The organism is Wolbachia endosymbiont (group A) of Conops quadrifasciatus (assembly GCF_964027015.1).
Lineage (GTDB): Bacteria > Pseudomonadota > Alphaproteobacteria > Rickettsiales > Anaplasmataceae > Wolbachia.
This window is the reverse complement of record NZ_OZ034722.1, coordinates 451,027-471,330: the sequence shown is the minus strand read 5'-3', so window position 1 is coordinate 471,330 and position 20,304 is coordinate 451,027. Positions and strand designations below refer to the sequence as shown.

General features: G+C 34.2%; 20 protein-coding genes and 1 pseudogene. 13 read left to right on the top strand and 8 right to left on the bottom strand.

The window, feature by feature from the left end:
• Window position 1: 1 nt before the first annotated feature.
• The 4 genes from AAGD69_RS02400 (at window position 2) to ltrA (ending at window position 6,451) form a co-directional block, all read left to right on the top strand.
• Window positions 2–889: a heme o synthase gene (locus AAGD69_RS02400; RefSeq protein WP_341812472.1), complete on the top strand. Its 888-nt coding sequence runs from the start codon at window positions 2–4 to the stop codon at window positions 887–889.
• Between the two features lie 175 nt (window positions 890–1,064).
• A complete protein-coding gene (gene rnhA / locus AAGD69_RS02395) occupies window positions 1,065–1,502 on the top strand; it encodes a ribonuclease HI (RefSeq protein WP_341812471.1) in 438 nt (145 codons plus the stop codon).
• Window positions 1,495–4,611 carry an AsmA-like C-terminal domain-containing protein gene (locus AAGD69_RS02390; protein WP_341812470.1) on the top strand — a complete coding sequence of 1,039 codons (3,117 nt, stop codon included), beginning with the start codon at window positions 1,495–1,497 and terminating at the stop codon, window positions 4,609–4,611. Before rnhA ends, AAGD69_RS02390 begins: the two co-directional genes overlap by 8 nt.
• A 538-nt stretch (window positions 4,612–5,149) precedes the next feature.
• Window positions 5,150–6,451, top strand: a complete 1,302-nt coding sequence (ltrA, locus tag AAGD69_RS02385; RefSeq protein ID WP_341811720.1) for a group II intron reverse transcriptase/maturase — start codon at window positions 5,150–5,152, stop codon at window positions 6,449–6,451.
• A gap of 244 nt (window positions 6,452–6,695) precedes the next feature.
• Here ltrA and AAGD69_RS02380 read toward each other — a convergent pair whose 3' ends face one another.
• From AAGD69_RS02380 to gap, 6 genes are all read right to left on the bottom strand, one after another.
• On the bottom strand, window positions 6,696–8,147 hold the full coding sequence (locus AAGD69_RS02380) for a hypothetical protein (protein WP_341812469.1): 1,452 nt from the start codon (window positions 8,145–8,147) through the stop codon (window positions 6,696–6,698).
• Between the two features lie 362 nt (window positions 8,148–8,509).
• Entirely contained in the window at window positions 8,510–8,701 is a 192-nt protein-coding gene (locus tag AAGD69_RS02375; protein WP_341812468.1) for a hypothetical protein, read from the bottom strand.
• 82 nt (window positions 8,702–8,783) lie between these two features.
• The gene (locus AAGD69_RS02370) at window positions 8,784–9,053 is read right to left on the bottom strand and encodes an ankyrin repeat domain-containing protein (RefSeq protein WP_341812467.1); all 270 of its coding nucleotides are present in this window, start codon (window positions 9,051–9,053) and stop codon (window positions 8,784–8,786) included.
• Between the two features lie 32 nt (window positions 9,054–9,085).
• The gene (locus tag AAGD69_RS02365) at window positions 9,086–9,235 is read right to left on the bottom strand and encodes a hypothetical protein (RefSeq protein ID WP_341812466.1); all 150 of its coding nucleotides are present in this window, start codon (window positions 9,233–9,235) and stop codon (window positions 9,086–9,088) included.
• A 52-nt stretch (window positions 9,236–9,287) separates the two neighbouring features.
• Window positions 9,288–10,052, bottom strand: coding sequence for a twin-arginine translocase subunit TatC (gene tatC / locus AAGD69_RS02360; protein ID WP_341812465.1), 765 nt, complete (start codon window positions 10,050–10,052; stop codon window positions 9,288–9,290).
• Window positions 10,049–11,035 (bottom strand): type I glyceraldehyde-3-phosphate dehydrogenase, encoded by a 987-nt coding sequence (gene gap, locus AAGD69_RS02355; RefSeq protein WP_264329389.1) that lies wholly within the window; start codon window positions 11,033–11,035, stop codon window positions 10,049–10,051. Before gap ends, tatC begins: the two co-directional genes overlap by 4 nt.
• 205 nt (window positions 11,036–11,240) lie before the next feature.
• Between gap and AAGD69_RS02350 the strand changes: the two genes are divergently transcribed.
• From AAGD69_RS02350 to AAGD69_RS02315, 8 genes and pseudogenes are all read left to right on the top strand, one after another.
• Complete coding sequence (locus AAGD69_RS02350) at window positions 11,241–12,068, top strand: hypothetical protein (protein ID WP_341812464.1); 828 nt, start codon at window positions 11,241–11,243, stop codon at window positions 12,066–12,068.
• Between the two features lie 206 nt (window positions 12,069–12,274).
• Window positions 12,275–12,544, top strand: coding sequence for a hypothetical protein (locus AAGD69_RS02345; RefSeq protein WP_341812463.1), 270 nt, complete (start codon window positions 12,275–12,277; stop codon window positions 12,542–12,544).
• 588 nt (window positions 12,545–13,132) lie between these two features.
• On the top strand, window positions 13,133–13,657 hold the full coding sequence (locus tag AAGD69_RS02340) for an HK97 family phage prohead protease (RefSeq protein WP_341812462.1): 525 nt from the start codon (window positions 13,133–13,135) through the stop codon (window positions 13,655–13,657).
• Window positions 13,648–14,049: a hypothetical protein gene (locus AAGD69_RS02335; RefSeq protein WP_341812461.1), complete on the top strand. Its 402-nt coding sequence runs from the start codon at window positions 13,648–13,650 to the stop codon at window positions 14,047–14,049. Before AAGD69_RS02340 ends, AAGD69_RS02335 begins: the two co-directional genes overlap by 10 nt.
• 32 nt (window positions 14,050–14,081) lie before the next feature.
• Window positions 14,082–14,594 carry a hypothetical protein gene (locus AAGD69_RS02330; RefSeq protein WP_341812460.1) on the top strand — a complete coding sequence of 171 codons (513 nt, stop codon included), beginning with the start codon at window positions 14,082–14,084 and terminating at the stop codon, window positions 14,592–14,594.
• A 190-nt stretch (window positions 14,595–14,784) separates the two neighbouring features.
• Window positions 14,785–15,618 (top strand): annotated as a pseudogene (locus AAGD69_RS02325) (transposase family protein).
• A 72-nt stretch (window positions 15,619–15,690) separates the two neighbouring features.
• The gene (locus AAGD69_RS02320; protein WP_341812459.1) at window positions 15,691–16,167 is read left to right on the top strand and encodes a hypothetical protein; all 477 of its coding nucleotides are present in this window, start codon (window positions 15,691–15,693) and stop codon (window positions 16,165–16,167) included.
• Window positions 16,151–16,438, top strand: coding sequence for a hypothetical protein (locus AAGD69_RS02315; RefSeq protein WP_341812458.1), 288 nt, complete (start codon window positions 16,151–16,153; stop codon window positions 16,436–16,438). The genes AAGD69_RS02320 and AAGD69_RS02315 overlap by 17 nt, the downstream gene beginning before the upstream one ends.
• 100 nt (window positions 16,439–16,538) lie before the next feature.
• Here the strand turns inward: AAGD69_RS02315 and AAGD69_RS02310 are convergent, their stop codons facing one another.
• Both AAGD69_RS02310 and AAGD69_RS02305 read right to left on the bottom strand, forming a co-directional pair.
• Entirely contained in the window at window positions 16,539–17,711 is a 1,173-nt protein-coding gene (locus AAGD69_RS02310) for a CCA tRNA nucleotidyltransferase (RefSeq protein ID WP_341812457.1), read from the bottom strand.
• An 82-nt stretch (window positions 17,712–17,793) separates the two neighbouring features.
• A complete protein-coding gene (locus tag AAGD69_RS02305; protein ID WP_341812456.1) occupies window positions 17,794–18,903 on the bottom strand; it encodes a hypothetical protein in 1,110 nt (369 codons plus the stop codon).
• Between the two features lie 118 nt (window positions 18,904–19,021).
• Between AAGD69_RS02305 and ychF the strand changes: the two genes are divergently transcribed.
• Window positions 19,022–20,116 (top strand): redox-regulated ATPase YchF, encoded by a 1,095-nt coding sequence (ychF, locus tag AAGD69_RS02300; protein ID WP_341812455.1) that lies wholly within the window; start codon window positions 19,022–19,024, stop codon window positions 20,114–20,116.
• Window positions 20,117–20,304 lie beyond the last annotated feature (188 nt).

Here is a 20,304-nt window from a genome sequence, read left to right as displayed (position 1 = left end):
AATGTACACAAGTGTTTTGCTAAATGTTGAATCAACAATACTGGATTTTTGGCGTTTGCTGAAGCCAAGGATAATGTATCTTGTGGTATTTACTGCAGTTGCTGGTATGGTTACTGCACCAGGTAGTATGCACCCTTTTCTAGCACTAATATCTCTTATATGTGTTGCTCTTGGCTCAGGATCTGCAGGTGCTATAAATATGTGGTATGACAGAGACATAGATCTGCTCATGGAAAGGACAAAAAACCGCCCTATACCCTCAGGAAGAATTCTTGCAGAAAGTGCGCTTGAATTTGGTATAACTCTTGGAATATTGTCAGTATTTATCATGGCAATAGCAGTAAACTATATTTCTGCTGCTTTACTTGCAGTTAGCATATTATTTTACGTTTTCGTATATACAATTTGGCTAAAAAGGCGTACTCCACAGAATATCGTTATCGGTGGTGCAGCAGGTGCTTTTCCTCCAATGATTGGCTGGGCAGCTGTGACTAATTCTGTCAGTTGGGAAAGTTTCATTTTATTTTTAATAATTTTTATGTGGACTCCACCACACTTTTGGGCCCTATCTTTAAATAAGTCTGAAGACTATGCAAGAGCATCGATTCCTATGTTCAATATTGTTTATGGTCCGGAAAAAACAAGAAAATATATATTAATTTATAGTGTGTTGCTGGTATTAACCAGCTTGCTTCCAGCTCTATTTTTGAAAAAGGCTTTACTTTATCTAAGCATGGCAATTTTTGCAGGTTGCATCTTTATTTGGTACGCTATATCAATTCTCAGATTCAAGAACCACAACTCACAGAAACAAATGTTTTCTTATTCAATTTCTTATCTATTTTCCCTATTCGCCAGTATTATTTTTTGTTCTATTGATTTATTTTAGTTATGAAAGAACGGCAGAAGCATAAAAACTATTTTTTACTTTTCCTTTTGGTAATGCTCGTTGTCACACTTTTTTTTGTTTCTATAATAAAATTTAAAGGTGCAGCTTAAACTACCTTTAGAAATTGTGCTTTCATAAAAGCAACTATATACTTTGTTAACCGATATAAACAAAGATGAGTAAGAAAGAAGTGACAATATACACGGATGGGGCGTGTTCTGGTAATCCTGGAGCGGGAGGATGGGCAGCTATCATATTATTTCAAGATTATAGAAAAGAGATTTATGGTAGAGAAGAAAATACCACAAACAATAAAATGGAGTTAACAGCGGTGATCAATGGGCTAAAAGTATTGAAATTTTCTTGTAATATTAATTTATATACGGATAGTCTTTATATTAATCATGGCATAACAGAGTGGATAAATAAGTGGAAAATGAATGACTGGAAAACAAGTAATAAAAAATCAGTAAAAAATATGGAATTGTGGAAAGAGCTAGACAACGTTGCTTCACAACACGAAATTGATTGGAAGTGGGTTAAAGCACACAGTGGCAATAAATATAATGAGGAGGCTGATATTTTAGCAAGAAAAGCAATAATCGATGCTTAAAAAAATTACTATATTATTTTCCGTAGCTTTATTGTTCATATTGTGCTTCTTTATTTTTTTAAAGCCTTTAGAAATCAATATTAATTATATTAATTTTTATGTTAAACATAAAATATCAAAAGTATTTGTTGGCTCAAGCGTTAATATGGAGAATACCTCAGTTGTTTGGCAGAAAGATGGCAAAGATCCGTATTTAGTCATTACAGATTTGGCAATAGCAAACCCTAATTTTACTATAAAAGTTCCTGAGCTTTTTGTACATTTTAAGTTAAGTTCCTTATTTAAAGCTAGCACAAATCTCTCTCAGGTTTCAGCTGATAATGTGCATGTATGTATCAAGAGAGAAGAAACTAATGTTAATCCGCAAAACTCATTAGACCTTTTGGATAATCATTATTTAAATAGTAACCGCCTTCCTTCGGTGTCATTCCAGCGCGTGACGCTGGAATCTAGAAAAAAAGAAACAAGTAGTCAAGTTACTTGGATGACAAGGACAAGTGCTGGAATGACAGGGAAGAATTTCAAGATGACAGAAAGCAGTGCAAAAAATCTATTAAAAACAATAAGGGAATTTTTTTTTGACTTAAATGCGGATTCAAAAATTGAATTTACTAACATCGCTATTGATAAAAGCACAGAAGATGAATTTTTTATTGACAAATTATATATAGGGAAGGGGGAAGATTTTAATGTTTTAGATATTCATGTGAATACAAAAGATGGAAAGGGATTTTTGGATGATTTATCAATTACAATAAAAAATCGCAACAATTTGCTAAATGTATACGGGACATTTTATAATCTAAAATTGGGACTATTGAGCGAGTTTTCTACATTAGTTAAAAGCTACAATTTGGACAAAAATATAGGATTCAAAGGAAGCTTCTCAGTGAAAATTAATAAAAAGGATGAAATTGTAGATGGAAATATATACGTATTGAATACAGAAAATTATTTGAACAAAAATTTGGCCTTAACTAATGTAAATATAAATTTAACATATAGTGATGGAATTATTAGTGTAAAAAACTTCCATTTTAAGTTTAATGACACGTATCTCTCTTTAATAGGCAAGATGAACTTTAGTACAAGTCATGCTTTGCTTAGAATTAATATTAGCAAGTTTGCTGCAAAGGATTTATGTACTTATGTACCAGATGGTGTAGTGAATAGTAAATTTAGAAGCTGGTATTGTGATAATATTAATGGGGATGTTTTAAATACCATTGTAAGTTTCAATGGCAAAATTAACAATTTGGTTGATGACGATCTGTCAGACATTGTAATTGTTGCTGATATAGAAAATGGTAGCGTAAAATTTGATGAAGATTTTGAGCAAGTAAAGGAACTAAAGGGTGATTTGATCATCAAGAATAACGATCTTGAGATTACTGTAAATAGCGCTAAGTTTCAGAATTTCACTATTAATGGTGGTGATATTGAAATGAAATCTCTCAATAAGGAAAATTCAGTTCTAACCATTAATGGCCAAGCTGTAAGTGATGCGTATGGTTTATATGAGCCTATAAGATTTAAGCTGGATGATGTGGTGAAGGTTGAAAGGGATAAAGTAAGTGGAATGGCAAAATCTGTATTTAATTTTCGCATTTTTAATCTAAATGCTGATGACAAAAAAGTAGACTTCTCAGCAAATTTTCATTCTGAAATTGACAATTTGGCCGTCTATAATGCAAGTCTTGGTAAATATGACATTAAGCTTAGTCTTGGCAGTGACTTTATAGATTTAAATGGTAGTGGTATGGTGAATAACACACAGCTATTATTTGACCTGAAAAGTAGCAATAGGAATGAAAGTTTTGCCTGGAATTTGACCGGAGATTTACCCGCTCAAATACTTGATTTTGATGAAAATATAGGTGGCTATGTTAATACAAATATAGAATCGGTGATAAATCAAGATAAGACGGGACATGTTAATGGTAATATGGATTTATCAGAGCTTGAATCACGTTCAAGTTATTTTGGTTGGAAAAATCGTTTTGAAGATCACAATAAAGTTTTGTTCTCTGTAAAATTAAAAGGTGCCGATGAATTGTTAATAGACAAATTAGATGTTATAGGAAATGACCTAGATATAAAATTCAGCGGAAGAGTAGGAAATGGAAATTTATATTTAAATTCTAGTAGTTTTAAATTGCCTGATAATAATTTTAGTATAGAAATTGAATCAGGTAAGGAAAAAAATGCCATAACTATTTATGGTGAGAAAATCAATTTGAGTGATATTTTAGGCTTGCTTGGCAAAAACAATAATGGATTAAACAAAGATATAGAAATTAGTATGAATGTTGACAATGTAATTATGAAAGAAGGCGTCGTTATCAAAAATGCTAAGCTGAATGTAACCTGTACTAAAGGTAATTGCAATGGAAGTCAATTTACAGGACAGTTTCTAGAAGATAGCAGCAACATACTAGCGGAATACAGTGGAATAGGGCTCGAAATATATGCGGATAATGCAGGTATACTTTCGCGTTCCTTAGGCATTAGTAAATCAGTCAAAAATGGTAAACTTTCTCTTTATCTATCTCCTCAAAGAGAAAATGAAGAACATTATGGCATGTTATCTATTAGTAATTTTTATATCAAAGATGCTCCACTACTCACTACTTTATTATCGATGTCTTCGCTTCCTGGTATTGTAAATGCTATAAAGGATGAAGGTGTATACTTTTATAAATGTAATGTACCTTTCTCATACAAAGATGGCTCTGTCGAAATTGAAGAATCTTGGCTTGAAGGGGCGGAATTAGGCATTAGCACTATCGGTAAGCTCGACATTAGAAATTATAAATTCCAAGTTGAAGGACAGGTAATACCAGCATATTCAATTAATAAATCTTTGTTAAAAATTCCTATAATTGGGAAACTTCTTACTGGCGGGAAAAGTAGGGGAATCGTTTCAATAGACTATAAAGCAAGTGGTGATGACAAAAACAATAACGTATCTGTTGATCTTATCTCTTCGCTAACTCCAAACCTATTAAAGAGGTTATTGGGAGTGTTTGATCGCATTATGACAAAAACTAACGAAGCTGTCATCGGTGGCTTAAAAGGTGGTGTGAAAAAGAAATTTGGTTCGACATGACCAAAAGGGAAGTTGTTTAACAAAATTATGGACAAAAATGCAAGGTGCGCCAAGAAGTGCGTAAGGAACAGTTGGTGAAAATCTAACTCAGGTAAAGCCTAGCCAGCAATCTGGAACGAACTATTATGCTACGTAAGGTAACAAGCGTAGTAGGGCTAATAGAAGGGACAATATAGGATGCAACGAAAGTGAAGGTATTGAGTCCCGAAATTTTTGACGATATGGAGGTTGACGCTCTCTTGCAGGCGGAAGACAAAATAAGTGATAACGAAAAGGCAAGATATCACTTGCTCCATCGGGATCTAAGGCCGTGTCATGTGTTGAGATGGAACTTACGTGAACTTGGGAGATCCTTTGTATTCCCAATAGGGTACTCTAGAACAAGTCAATAAAGGCGAGGACTGGGGAAAGATACGAAGGAAGTCGGACTAACTGATAGTACTCAGAGTGTGGGAAAGCCACATACAAGGGGAAGCGGTTAGCAATATAGTAACTGGTATAGGGATTGCTATACAAATACAACAGAGATTGGAGGAATATGCAAGGAAAACTAGACCAGATAGTAGAAAGAGCGAAGCGAGATAAACGATTGAAATTCACATCGTTAGTGCATCTGATAAATGCAGAGAATCTTGCAGAGTGCTATAAGGAACTAAAACGAAACAAGGCTTGCGGTATAGACCAGGTAACAGTGGAAACTTACGGAGAAAATCTTGAAGAGAAGCTTAGAACTCTAGTGGATAGCATGAAGAAAAAGCAGTATCAACCGCAACCGGTGAAAAGGGTATATATACCAAAAACTGGGAGCAAAGAGAAACGCGGGCTCGGAATACCATCAACAGAAGATAAGTTGGTACAGATAATGTTAAAGAAGATACTAGAAAGTATTTATGAAACAAATTTTCTGGACAACTCTTATGGATTTCAACCAGGAAGAAGCTGTCATCAAGCGGTCAAAACACTGAATAAAGCAGTTATGGACAAACCAATTAATTACATTGTAGAAGTGGATATCAAGAAGTTCTATGATAATATTCAGCATAAATGGCTAATGAGATGTCTGAGAGAGAGGATAACAGACCCCAACTTATTGTGGTTAGTAAAACGGTTTCTCAAGGCAGGAATAGTTGAAGCTGGACATTATGAAGCAACCGAACAAGGTACACCACAAGGCGGTATAGTAAGCCCAATATTAGCTAAAATATACCTACATTATGTATTGGATTTGTGGTTTGAAAAGAAATTTAAACCTAGATCCAGAGTGAGTATGCAGCTAATAAGGTTTTGCGACGATTTTGTAGTGTGCTGCGAAAAGGAAGAAGATGCGAAAGAGTTCTTGGAATTGCTGAAACAAAGATTAAGAAAATTTGGATTGGAAATATCTGAAAACAAAACAAGAATAGTAAAGTTTGGCAAGAGAGAATGGTATCAAGCAGAAAGAGAGAAACGAAGAAAGAATAGCTTCAAATTTCTTGGATTTACCCATTATTGTGGAAAGAGTCGTAATGGTAGACTAATGATAAAACAGAAAACTGTAAAAACAAGTCTAGCCAGAAAGATTAAAGAAATCAAAGAATGGATGAAGAGAATTCGAAATCACGATCGTCTTAAAGAATGGTGGCAGAAACTCAAAACTAAACTAACAGGACACTATAGCTATTTCGGAATTAGCGGAAATTATCGATGTTTAAGTCAATTCTATCGATCGATAACAAGGCTAGCATTTAAGTGGATAAACCGACGTAGTCAAAAGAGAAGTATGAAGTGGGAGCAATTCAACCATTACTTACTAGTCAATCCACTACCAAAGCCAAAAATACACTATTCTTTATATACATGAGAGCGAATGCTATGAATGCTATTATTGTGGAGCCGTGTGCGGGAAAGCTGCATGCAAGGTTCTTGTAGGGAAGTTATAAGAACAAAACTCAAACAAGAGGTATAGGACTATGACTTCTACCGAACAATTTCGGAATGATCCACCTAGTTTTTTATCTAGTTGTTTAAGTGCCCTTTATCGCCCCCCATATCTGCAAAGTTATAAATACAACTAGAAGGGTAGGGGATAAAAGTTCGTTATTTTACTATATTAGGTCATCATGTTGGTGATAATTATGATTACATAGTGAGTAATTGCCTACGTAGTTTTCGTCAGCATCGTGATTAACATCAGGTTTAAGCAAAGAAAGATTGTCATCGGATTGTTCTTCTGATAAGTTAAACAAAGAAAGGTTGTTATCAGATTGTTCTTCCTCTTTAGACCCAAATAACCATGAAAAGAATGATGAGATAGAATCAATAACGGATTTAATTGCTGAAAAAATATTGGATAAGAAATTACTGGGTTGCTCTATTTCATCCACATCCACTTCAGGTTTACTTCTGCTTATAAGTGTCTTATCTAACCATTCGGACATATTCTTGTCTGGATTATGAAAATACATTTGACTTATCTCCTTATTTTCATCAATAGAAATTACTACAGTTGCATTCTGACTTAATTGCCCTTCATTTAATCTATAACGTTCACTAACGAGCGATTCATGAGAGTTCTTTATATCTTGAATCAATCGAAGTTTTTCTTCTTCTACCAAAAGATAACCTTTGTGTTCTGCTCTATAAGTTGTACCTTCGTATTTAAAACTAAATATCCATCCACGATCTTCATATTCATCTAGTCCAGAATTCTTGACACGTTGTATAATTTGAAATTTTTCTTCTTCTGAAAGATCCTTGCGGTATATACTACAAGTTGTACCTTTGTATTTAAAACTAAACATCGATCCATGGTCTTTATATTCATCTACACCCATCTGCTTGCAAATAGCTTTATAATTTTTTTCTTCTACTTCTCGTCCAACAACATTTGCTATGAATTCAGTATCCTGAGTACTCAAAGCTTTGACTGTTGCCGATGGTGAAAAACGCAATTGAAATATGTGGCCTAGCTCATGACCTAGCACAAAATCCATGGCACTTTGCTTATATGTCAGAATATTCTGACAATCTGTTACTCCTCGTGTAATATATCCTGGACTACCATCTTCATCTAAGCCGAAAAGATCATTATACTTTGTATAATCGCTTCTATTATTAAAAATGTGAACCGTTATATTGTAACTTGCATTACTATTTTTCAAGCAAAACTTTTCTTTAAATGCCTCATAGGCAGTTTTAATGTCTGTTTCTATTTGATTTTGTTCCTGCTCAGATAAGTTGTCGTATTTTATAGTACAATTTATATACCCGTATTTAACGGTAAAGCTGTTAGATAAAACATCATGTATATTTGTGGAAAAATAATTGAACTGCTTTGACTCAGCTTCCTTATACAATTGATGCCCATATTTATCACTAGAATACTTTGGTAGTTTAGGTACTTTGGCAATTAAGTTTTTGTTACTATCAAAAAAAGAAATGTCTGTATTACCAATCTCAAAATTTTGTATAGATTGCCCGCAAGTGCCATCATTTGCACAATCGTGATGATTTGGGTCAGTCTTCTTATGAAACCATGCGTTGGTGTATTTTTCCATTTTGATACCTCACTACCAAACCTTACTATATTATTATCTTGGTAAAAATCATAATAATTCGTTAACTTGTATTTTAAATCTGTATATCAAGTGTACTTTTCTCATAAAGCGCCAATTGTGAAGCTAATGAATTTTATTTGTTTAAAATTTTGCTGAAATAGCTCTTTTTATACTATGTTTTATAGTTTGCTATATTATGTGATTTTATTTTCCGTAATGTATATTATGTAATTTTCGATACTAATAAAACTACTTCCCAACCTTTTAAACAGCAACTTGTTGAACCTCCAGATTAGTACTTAAGAGAAAGTGTTAAAGTCTCTCTTTAAGTATTACTTTAACAGCACTTAAATTTTTAACCTTTAGTTCCAACACAACCATTTATTTGTCTTTACTTTGTTTGAGTCTAGTTCATCTAGTTTATTACTAGGTTTTAATACTGCATATGTAATACCACCAGCAACAAGTCCAACTGCCAGCGCAGCAGCTATGCCAGCTATAGCTAATACTGATAATTGAACATCGGCAACACCACATCCAATACCGACTGCCAATGCAGCTATAACACCACAAGTGATACCAGTTTTTATTGCTTTAGTGGCTATTTGGTTGTTTTCTTCATCTTTTATTACATTTTCATCCCTTAGCTAAGTCTCTTGAAGTTTTGTTGCAAAAACCCTTTATATCAGGATCAGCACCTGCTTCTAGTAGAGCTTCTCTTATTTCTGTATTGTTAAATATATTAGTCCTATGTAAAGGAGTTTCTCCACGTCCATTTTGCACATTAACATCTATTCCTTTTACTGCTAATAGAACTTTTACTATCTTTGTTTTGTCAAACACAATAGCATTATGTAAAGGAGTACACCAGCTAGCTGCTACATGCAACAATGTGAATTCATTCATGCTATACTTGTCTGGCTGGCTGAATCGGTGATTTATGTCAAATTTTTCTTCTCCCACTCTTGATACACTCTTAAGTCTATTTCTTGTAGTTTCTTTTTTATTTTTTCAACTACGTCATTACCACTCAAATCGCTGTCATCATTTACTGTACTTAATATCCGTTTCCACTGTTTTAAATCCATATTATACCCCAAAATTTAATTATCACATATTCCATAAAAAAGTCAAGAATATTTATTCAAACCTTGTCTTCTTTTTTTCAATATACCTACATATCAAAATGGACAATTCATATAGAATCAGCATTGGTATTGCAAGCCCTACTTGGCTTAATACATCAGGTGGAGTTAAGATTGCAGCGATAATAAAAATTACCACTATCGCGATTCTGCGTTTATTTGACAAACTTTGTGTAGTGAGTAACCCTACTCTCACCATCAATGTGAGTATTACTGGAATTTGAAATGCAGTGCCAAATGCAAACATAAATTGGAGAACAAGGTCTAAATATTCGCTAACTGATGGCATAAACTCTATCGGTATATCGAAGGATTTACCACTGTGTTCGAAGTTGATAAAAAACTTCCAGGCTAAAGGAAATATATAGTAATAGACTACAGTAGCTCCCGTTACAAATAAAACCGGGGTTGCAATTAAGTATGGCAACAACACTGCCCTTTCACTTTTATATAACCCAGGTGCTAAGAACATATAGAATTGCCATGCAAACACAGGAAAAGAGAGCAAAAGTGCACTCATCATTGCAACTCTAAGATACACAAAAAATGCCTCTGTTAAGTCTGTGTAAATTAAAGAAAAACCTTCGCTATCTTTTGTTGCTTCTATTAAAGGTGCAAGTAAAAAACGGTATATATTTTCCTTAAAGTAGTAACAAAAACCAAAAGCAACGCAAAAAAATAGAAAGCAAAAGATAACTCTTTTTCTGAGTTCCGCAAAGTGCTCACAAAATGAAGCATATTTGTTTGGGTTTCCATTCATACTTTACTATGGCTCAATAATGCTATGTCTAACATTCTCAGCGAAAAAGCCCACTCATTGTCATACCACGCTGCAACTCTACAGATGTCGCCTGTAACATATGTACCAGTTGAATCCACAATTGCGCTATAAGGGTTATGCACAAAGTCTATTGAAACTAAAGGTTCCGTGCATACAGAAAGCACATTGCTTGCTGCATCCTTAAACATTTCATTTATTTCTTTAACGGTCGCTTTCTTATCAGTCGTAAATTTAAAATCAACCATAGAAACATTGCTAACCGGAACTCTGACGGCAGTGCCATCTAGCTTTCCCTTTAATTCAGGAATTATAGAACCAATTGTTTTTGCTGCCCCGGTTGTAGTTGGCACCATAGATAATCCGCAAGCCCTTGCTCTGCATAAGTCTCTATGATTGCCATCAAGAACATTTTGATCATTCGTATAGGCGTGTATAGTAGTCATAAAGCCACTTTTTATACCTAGATTAGAGTGTAGGACTTTCACAATCGGAGCAAGGCAATTTGTAGTGCAAGAACCTGCTGATATTACTTTATGCTCTTTTTTGAGCATATCATTATTCACACCATAAACTATAGTTACATCAGCATCTGGAACTGGAGCAGAGACAATCACTTTCTCTGCATTGTGCCTTATTGCTTCTTCACGCTTGTTAAATGCACCAGTACATTCAAGTATTACATCAACATTCCAAGGAATATTTTCAGGGCTCCGTTCTCTATATAAAGAAAATTTTCTGCCATTTATAGATAGCCAATTTTGAGACTCATTAAAGTCAATATCACCACTGAATTTGCCATGAACAGAATCATATTTAATCAAATGTGCATGCTGCTTTGCACTGAGCGATCCATTCACAGCTACAACTTCTATTTGTTTGCTATATTCTTCTATTTCGAAAATAGCACGCAATACGCCTCTGCCTATTCTACCCAGACCATTAATTCCTACACGAATCGTCATCTCTTCATTCAAAAAATTTAATTATAGAGGATATCGCTTGATATTTCATTTTATTCTTTTGACTGCTAATTGGCATTTCAATCTTTAGTATATTAATATTTATCTTGATTAGATAACTATAGTACTGTATTATTTCACTAAAATATTTAAATATTAATGATAATTATTATGGATTTAAAAAAAATTAAAAAACTTACAACAAGATTTGCTTGGAATAATTTTTCTCATAGTTGCAGAAGCTAGTGAAGAAGAAATAAGCAATATGCAAGATCGAGCGTTAAAGATTATCGATGAATTAAGAGATCATATTAATGATGATATAGAAGTGAATAATAATCTGAGAATGCCAACTTTAGACTGGATTGCCTTTTGTGATAGTCACGATGGTGTAAGGTTAAATAACAGATCGTTGTTAGACTTAGAAGATGCTGTAAAAAGTATCGGAGGGAAAACTTCACAAGAGTTAGAGCGAGTACGTGGAATTCCACAGCAAATAAATAATCTTGGATTAGCGGAAATTTTAGCACAATATCAGGCGCATGTGAGAGAAAGAGAAGAGAGAAATTTAAGGATTATCAACTCAATTGGAATATTCGGTGTAACATTCTTAGGAGCTAATCCTGGAGAATCAGAAGTAGGTGAAATTGTTGGGGCAACATTTGGAGGATTGTTATCTATGCCAATAATGGTTATGTTACCAGCGGCACTGGCATCAATATTTGTACGCGGAGAGCATATTACATCAAGAGAAGTAACACAAGAGCTAATACGCCCAATGAGTGAGCCGATGGCTGGATTATCAGCAGCTTTAGCAGGAGGCACAATAATGTTATTTAGAAGCATAGTTGGAAGCATAGCTGGAACAAATATGGAATTTGGAGAATCATTAAGATCTGGTCTTATAGCTGCAACTGGAGCTGGAATTGGTGCTGCATTGTCAACGGCTTTGGTGAGAAGGACGTTTGCTCCTGTCTCTACAAATTTGGAAAATGTTGCTACTGAACAACCAAATATCCAAGGACAGAACATATAGCTCTTTCCTACTTTCTCCTTTATCGTTATCCCAGTGTTGTGACACTGGGTGTTCCGCTATTTTTGTATTTTGTGGCTAAGCAAAGGATATTATTTTGATGCTAATTGGCAGTTCCAATCCTTAATATATTAATACTAATCTTGACTAAAGAGCTATAATACTGTATCATTTTATTAATAGTATTGAAACTTTAATGGGGGTTAGTGATGACTATAAGAGAATTACAAAAAGAGTTGCTCGAAGAAATTTCGAGTCTAGTTATAGAAGATAATGATAACTCTATAGAAACTAGGCAAAAAAGAGCACTAGAGATTATCAAAAAATTAGAAGGTCATATTAATGATGATATAGAAATTAATGGTAATCTCAGAATAACAGTTCTAGACTGTATTGTTCGTTGTGACAGTCAAAATAACATAAGACTAAATAACAAGTCATTAGTAAACTTAGAAAATGCCATAAAAAATATTGGATGAAAAACTTCACAAGAGTTAGGACGAGAACAAAATGTTGAAAGACTGCAAAATATTAGTCATGAGGATATTAGTCGTTTTGTAGAGCAACTTAGACGTGCAAGAGAAGTACTTGAATCAAGTAGAAAGCGTACAGAAGGGTTCATTAAATTTTTAGATGAACAGCAGAAGTCAAATGACGCAAGTATAAAGTTCTGTGCATTAACATTACCGGCACTCTTTGGAGCATTGATAGGAGTTGGCTTAGCTAAAGATTTGGAAACGATCCAATACTTGGGTTAGTGGTAGGAGCTCTAGTTGGTATAGCAGTTGTTAGTGTACCACTAGTATTATACCTAAAAAAGAGTTCAACCTCTACAAGTTTAGAAAATGTTGCTACTGAACAACCAAATATCCAAGGACAGAACATATAGCTCTCCCTACCCTTCTCCCTACTGTCATCCCAGCGCGTGACGCTGGGATCTTTATTGTTTTCATAGCCTCTTTATTTTGTAACTAAGAAAAGTGCTTCCCCCTTTTAGAGCACTGCATATAATAGAATTATATCGCAGTGCATTGCGAAATAAAATTCCCAATACTACAGGAGGCTTTATGAATAAGAAATTTCTCTATTCACCATTGTCAATAAAAAGCATAGGAGAAAACGGTGTATTTTCTGGTTATGCGAGCGTTTTTAACATAGTTGATAAACAAAATGACCTGATCTTACCCGGAGCATTTAAGGAAAATTTAAACAGAAATAAAATAAAACTCCTTTGGCAGCATAATCCAGGTGAGCCTATAGGTAGTATCATAGATATTTATGAAAATGATGTTGGTCTATATATGACTGCACATCTGCTTTTGGGTATCCAAAAAGCAGAGGAAGTATATTTAATGCTCAAAACTGGGGCAATTAATGGGCTTTCGATTGGCTATATACCTATAGAGTATGATGTTGATCATAAAAGCGGAGCTAGAGTGTTAAAACAAGTGGAATTATGGGAAGTCAGTTTGGTCACTTTTCCTGCAAACTTAGCTGCTCAGGTAATCAATGTGAAAAATCAGAAGAATGAACAGTTAAACGAAAGGAAAAAAAATACAGTTGGTCTACTGTATTTGCTTGGTTGTACTTAAAAACGATTGGACGAATACTACCAAAGAAATGGAACAAATGGGCGGAAAATATTCTATCTAATAAAGTAACATTTCAAGATACGATAATGCAGACCGAATGTGTTGAAACAACGGATAAAAATATTGGAGCTGACTTAAAACCTGAGGTTGCAGAAAAAGGGAGCCAGAGTGAAGTAATAAGTAAGGATGGAGAGGTTCAAACTAATAAAGTAACATTTCACGATATAGCAATGCAGACCGAGTGTGTTGAAACAACGGATAAAAATTTCCAAGCTAATTTAGAATCTGAAGTGGCAGAAAAAGGGAGCCAGAATGAAATAATGAGTGAAGATGAAGGAATTTACTCTGAAGTAAGTAGTGATCTACTGATGAGAGTTTTGATGCTAAATTAAATGATAAATTCATTGATGAAGACTACAATGGTATGGAAGAAGTATGCACAGAAGATGATAAAGAATTGAATGCACAACTGGAGGGTGTAAATCAGGAACTAGAACTTGAACATTCACAAAATGCCTTCTTAAAAAAGGAAAATGAGGATTTGGAATCTAAACTTGCAGAATGCGAAAAAGATTATACGGAATTGGAAGATGTTTCAGGCCAACTAGAGGAAGAGCTCCAAGCAGAATCAGAGGAAAAATCTCAGTTGATATTTGAACTAATCGAAAGATTAATTAAGCGCAGCATAGAATCTCTAAATGAAATAAGAAGACTTCCGGTTGAAGTAGAAAAGGATATGAAAATAAATAGTTTAATGCGGTTAAATGAAGGATTAGATGAAGATTTACAAGGAAAAAATCAAAAACTTGCAGAACAAGAGAAGTTGATTGAGCAGCTAAAAAAGGAACAGAAGCAAGTAGAAGATCAATTGAAAGCTGATATTAAGAAACTACAGGGAGAAAAAGAAAACATGGAAGGTGCGCCAAGAAGTGCGTAAGGAACAGTTGGTGAAAATCTAACTCAGGTAAAGCCTAGCCAGCAATCTGGAACGAACTATTATGCTACGTAAGGTAACAAGCGTAGTAGGGCTAATAGAACGGACAATATAAGACCTGCTGCAAAAGGTGATTGAAAAAATAATGTGAGAGAAGTAGAAGAAGAATAAGCAGATTGAGTAAGGTAAAAAAATGAGCTTTAGTTACTATAACATGAAGAAACACCCAAGAAACTTTCGTAATATAACAGGTTTAACTATAGAGGAGTTCGAAAAGGTAGTGGAAAAAGTGAGGTCTGGGTAGGAAAGACTTGAAAAACAGAAAAAGTGCCATGGTAGAAGATCACAACTACCAACTCTAGAAGATAAGTTATTTTGCGTAATTTTGTACTATCGCACTTACATAACACATAGATTTTTAGGGTGCCTGTTCAATGTTCACAACGCAAATGTATTTAGGTTACTGAAGAAAATAGAGCCATTACTTGCCAAAAAAGTTACTATAACAAAAGATAGAAGTATGACACCAGAAAAAATACTGAAGATTCTGGCTGATGTTACAGAACAGCAAATACAGAGACCAGAAGATAGTAAAAAACGGAAGAAATCATATTCAGGAAAAAAAAGAACCAACACTATGAAAACTGAGATTATTATCGAAGAAGGTGGAAGAATTTTATCAGTGTCAAATTCATATCGTGGTAGAATTAATGATTTTCGCATAAGGAAACAAGAAAAATATTTACCAATCGATAGCATAAAATATGCCGATTCTGGATATCAAGGTTGGCAAAAATTGCAAAGCAATGTTATAATTCCATATAAAAAGTATCGTAAAAAGCCATTAACTCCAGAGCAGAAAGAGCATAATAGAAGATTAGCATCATTTAGAATGAGAGTAGAAAATAAGATCCGTGAGATAAAGATATTTAAGATTATGTCTCATGTTTACCGCAATTTTCAGAAAAAATACAACCTGAGGTTCAATATTATTGCTGGTATTGTGAATCTTAAGCACGCCTTTTAGTTAACCTTGATTTTAGTCACCCTCCTTTCCTTCTTTTTATTGCTTGATTCTCAGCAGGTCTAATTAAGAATAATGAAACAACAACTCTTAAATAATCAAGAACAACAAAAGTTGGAAGAAAAGTTAAAGGATGTTGATAAAAGGTTAGAGGAGATTGATGGAGAAACTCAAAAATCACAAGGACAAACAAAAACTAAAGCGTCAGATACAGTGAGTTTGGTAAGCACAGTATCTACTGCAAAATCAACTACTGGTTCTATGAAATCAACTCGGTCAAACGTTTCAAAGGTTTTCTCTAAGCTTTTTAGGGATAAGAATCTTGATGACTTTTTATCTGATAAAAATAAAGAGTTGAAAGAAAATTTTCCTGAATTTAAAGAAAAGCACTTTTGCCATAACGTACATAATAAAACCATAAAATTTCTATCAAATCAAGATGATGGCAAATTTGAAAGCAGTAAGCTGCTTGAATTATTAGAAAGTAATTTGAAACAATCTGCAAAGGAGATCATAGAAGCCAAGGTTAAAGAAGTTGTCACCTTCTGTTAGAAAATGCGTAAAAAAATTAGAATTTAACAAACAAGAAGAAGGGGTAAATAAGATTGTAGACTCTATCTTGCACAGCTTTAATAGCAAAAATAATAATAATAACGACTCAGGAGAATTACTTAAAGAAATTGTTGTGAAAGAGCTAGTAGAAGCTAGAATGAGATTTTTTTCAGATAAGATTCAAGAGTTACAACTGACATCAAGCATAAGAGATAAATTTTTATCTCCAGATCAGAAAATGTGTAATCAAACTCAAGGAGGAGTAAACTAATACCAATTAACAGAAAAAGCTAAAAAAGAATACACACCTAATTCCTCGATGAGTCACACTAATATTGCAAGCATACATTCATTGAACAGTCGGAAAGCAGTTAGAGTAGGCTCTTAGCATAAAGCACCAGCTCCTCTTTTGTTAAAGTGTAGGAGCTGTCTTCCCAATGTTGTCTTAGCAATTCCAAATTTCTACCTAAACTTTTTCCTGGTTGGTGACCTATACTTATTAAATCATCGCCAGATAAAGGAAATTTTGGAATATTGAATGTATTAGCAAACGAAATGTATTTATCAACATTTTCTCCAGACTCAACACCACAAATTTTTACTAAATCACAATATAATTCTCTACCAAATAAAGATATGTATTTTTTTTGCTCTTTTTCTGAGAGTTCTGTTTTGGTATCGTTGGATAATAAAAATAACAGCTTTTTCTTTTGCTTGTTTGAAAGACGTAGAAACTTACTTACATATTCTCCAAGACTTAGCCTGTCATTTTTGGTGTTCCTAAGGAGTAACGCTAATTTTACTAGTGCATCAGTGCCGAAAAGAAGTGACGAAGACAGAATTTCGCATTTTACTTCTTTTGGGATAATCTTTTGCAAAACATCAGATTCTTGCATGCTCTTAAGTGTTGGAAAAGGATCATTGCACTCCAGCAATTTAAGTATTTCATCTCTTATTCTCTCTCCAGAGAGGTTTTGGATCATATGCGAATGCTTTTTGCATACGCTTAGTATTTCATCACTCAAATCTCCGACACATATTTTTGCATGAAAACGAAATGCTCTTAAAATACGTAGATAGTCTTCTTCAATTCTATCTTCAGCGTTGCCTATAAAGTTTAACCTTCGCGCCTTTAAGTCCTCTATACCACCAAAGTAATCATATATATGGCCATGCTTATCTGCATATAGAGCGTTAAATGTAAAGTCACGCCTTGAAGCATCAGCTTGCCAATTATTAGTAAATTCTACTTTCGCATGCCTGCCATCACATTTCACATCATGCCTTAATGTTGTAATTTCAAAAGACCTCTGATTTAAGATCGCAGTTATAGTTCCATGTTTTAAGCCAGTTGGAATAGTTTTTATATTACGGAGTTTTAGCGCTTTAATCGTTTGATTGGGAAGCAAATTAGTAGCTAAATCGATGTCGTGGACATCACACTGCAAAATTGAGTCTCTCACACACCCGCCGACAAGCCTAGCCTCACCACCAAATTTCTCTATAGCATCAATGATTAAACTAGTTTCATGGTCAACTTGCATTTAGGTTAGTACGTACTGCAAGTTCATATTATATGAAATGCTTGCAAAAGCCCTATATAAAAATATACAGGGCTATGAAAATTTATTTTACAAGTATTGGTTGTGGATGAAATGGTTGTTCTGCCATCGATTCCGTACCACATCTTGAACTTAGTAAACTTGAAGGGTTTTGCTCTTCAGAGCGCTCTATGCGCTGCTTTATATCACTAACGCACTGCTCTACAACATCACAAATTTTTCCATTAGCATTTTCTGCCAATAACTCATCAAATCTCTTTTCAACCTCTGCTCTCTCAGAGATATCCTTTGAAAGGTTACAATATTCCAAGATCTCATCTAGCTGCAGTTTTTTTGCTAATAGAAAGTCTTCTTGCTCTTGCTGCTTTCTTATTAATTCTTGAGTTACAATTTCAGCTCTAGAGTAATGATTCCCTCCAAGATATATTGTTTCTCGCTCTTTACTACCCCATAACTCGTCATTTAATTTATAACTCTCACGATTAAATACCTGATTTAACTGATCATCATTATTTATCATTTGTGGATCTGGCTCAAACTTTTGTTGCTTCTCTCTACCGCTAACTTCACAATGGACATTAATTTCAATATTAGCTAAAGAAGCTAATATCTGAACTTCTTCAATGAAAGGAAAATAACTTTTACTTTCTATTGCTTCTAGATAGGCTTGATAGAGTTCAGGTTTGTCAAGAAATGAGCGTGTAATAAATTCACTGTTATATTGGACATCGTACTCATTTTCATCAAGGGCCTCTGCATATTCTCTTAAATCACGCATAGCTTGATCATGCGATATATTAAATTTGCTAACAGCTTTACTTACTAACCTCTTCACATTACCTTCAGCATTTTTAATTTTCCTATTTGTTTGCTCAACCAACTCCTTTATTCTATCAGACTTACCAGTTAAATCCCCTGGCTTGTTTAAAAACATATTAAAAACCTTTTCTAGCTGAGCTCTTAAAGGAACTGGAATACTTACATCATCTAAAGATGTAAATTGACTTAAAAATTTGCGCCATTCCATTCTCATATCTTGCGCTCTTTCAGCTTTATATGGACCAGAGCTATTATCACCAAACACAGCATGAAAAAAACAATTGCCATCGCCCGCAGTATTATACTTAACTACTTGGCTATTAGTTGGTAATTTCCGTTCCCTAGATTGAAGCATAGTTTTTACCTTAATTTAAGCTATATATTACTATACCAACAAAACTGTCAATAAGTAACTAATTAAGTATAGCAGAAATTCTTAAATTGTGCAATAATTATGGCTTTAAATAGCAAATATGAGCTTTAACTGTGGTATAGTTGGGTTACCAAACATAGGAAAATCAACTTTATTTAATGCACTTACAGAGTCAAGTGCAGCCGAAGCTGCAAATTATCCTTTTTGCACAATCGAGCCAAATATCGGCAAGATTTCGATAAAAGATCAGCGTTTGAAACAAATCGCAGCAATTGCCGGTTCAGAGAAGACAATCTATAACCAATTAGAAGTTGTGGATATTGCAGGTCTTGTAAAGGGCGCAAGCAAAGGTGAAGGACTCGGAAACAAATTTTTGAGTCATATCAGAGAAGTTGATGCCATCGTGCATCTGCTCAGGTGCTTTATAAATGATGATATTAACCATGTACACAATGAAATAGATCCAATATCAGATGCTGAAGTGGTGGAAATGGAATTAATCCTAGCTGATATTGATAGCATAGAAAAAAGGCTTCCTCAATTGGAAAAGAAAGCAAAAAAAGGTGATAAAGAGCTAAAGAGACAACTTGAATTAATGCAAGAGGTATTAGCTACTTTAAAACTCGGTAAACCTGCAAGAAGTTTGGAAAACATGGACGAAGCCGAAATGAAGTCACTTCAATTGCTGACAACAAAGCCCGTTATGTACGTTTGCAATGTTGAAGATACAAATGTTATAACTGGCAATGAATTATCTCAAAAGGTAGAGAGAATGGCGGAGGAAAATAAAAGCAAATTTTATTGCATTTCAGCAAAACTTGAAGCAGATATTGTAAATCTTGATAGTGAAGAGGAAAAACAGAGTTTCTTGTCAGAATTTGGCTTACAAGAATCAGGCCTTGATGGAGTAGCGCGTATTATGTATGAAGTGCTGAGTATGATAACTTTCTTTACTGTGGGCCCCAAAGAAGCACGGGCATGGCCAGTAAAAATAGGATCAACAGCTGATAAGGCAGCAGGTGTAATCCACACTGATTTTGAGAAAGGCTTCATAAAAGCAGAAACTATAAGCTTTGCAGACTACATAAAGTATGGAAGTGAATCAGCTTGCAAAGACGCAGGAAAAATTCGCTTTGAAGGCAGAGATTATATCGTACAAGATGGTGATATAATGCACTTTAGGTTTAATGTGTAGCTTTCTGGGGAGAAGAAACTCCTCCTTCTACAGTGTATTCGTTTAGGGGAGAGGTTTAAGAAGCAATTGACCTTACCCAGAAAAAGTAATGCAAAAAATCTATTGGTTTTTTATAAATAAAATCCTAAGGCATTTTTTACTGTAGATTAATCATTTGATTATAGTATCATCTTAATTAAGCTTATGCT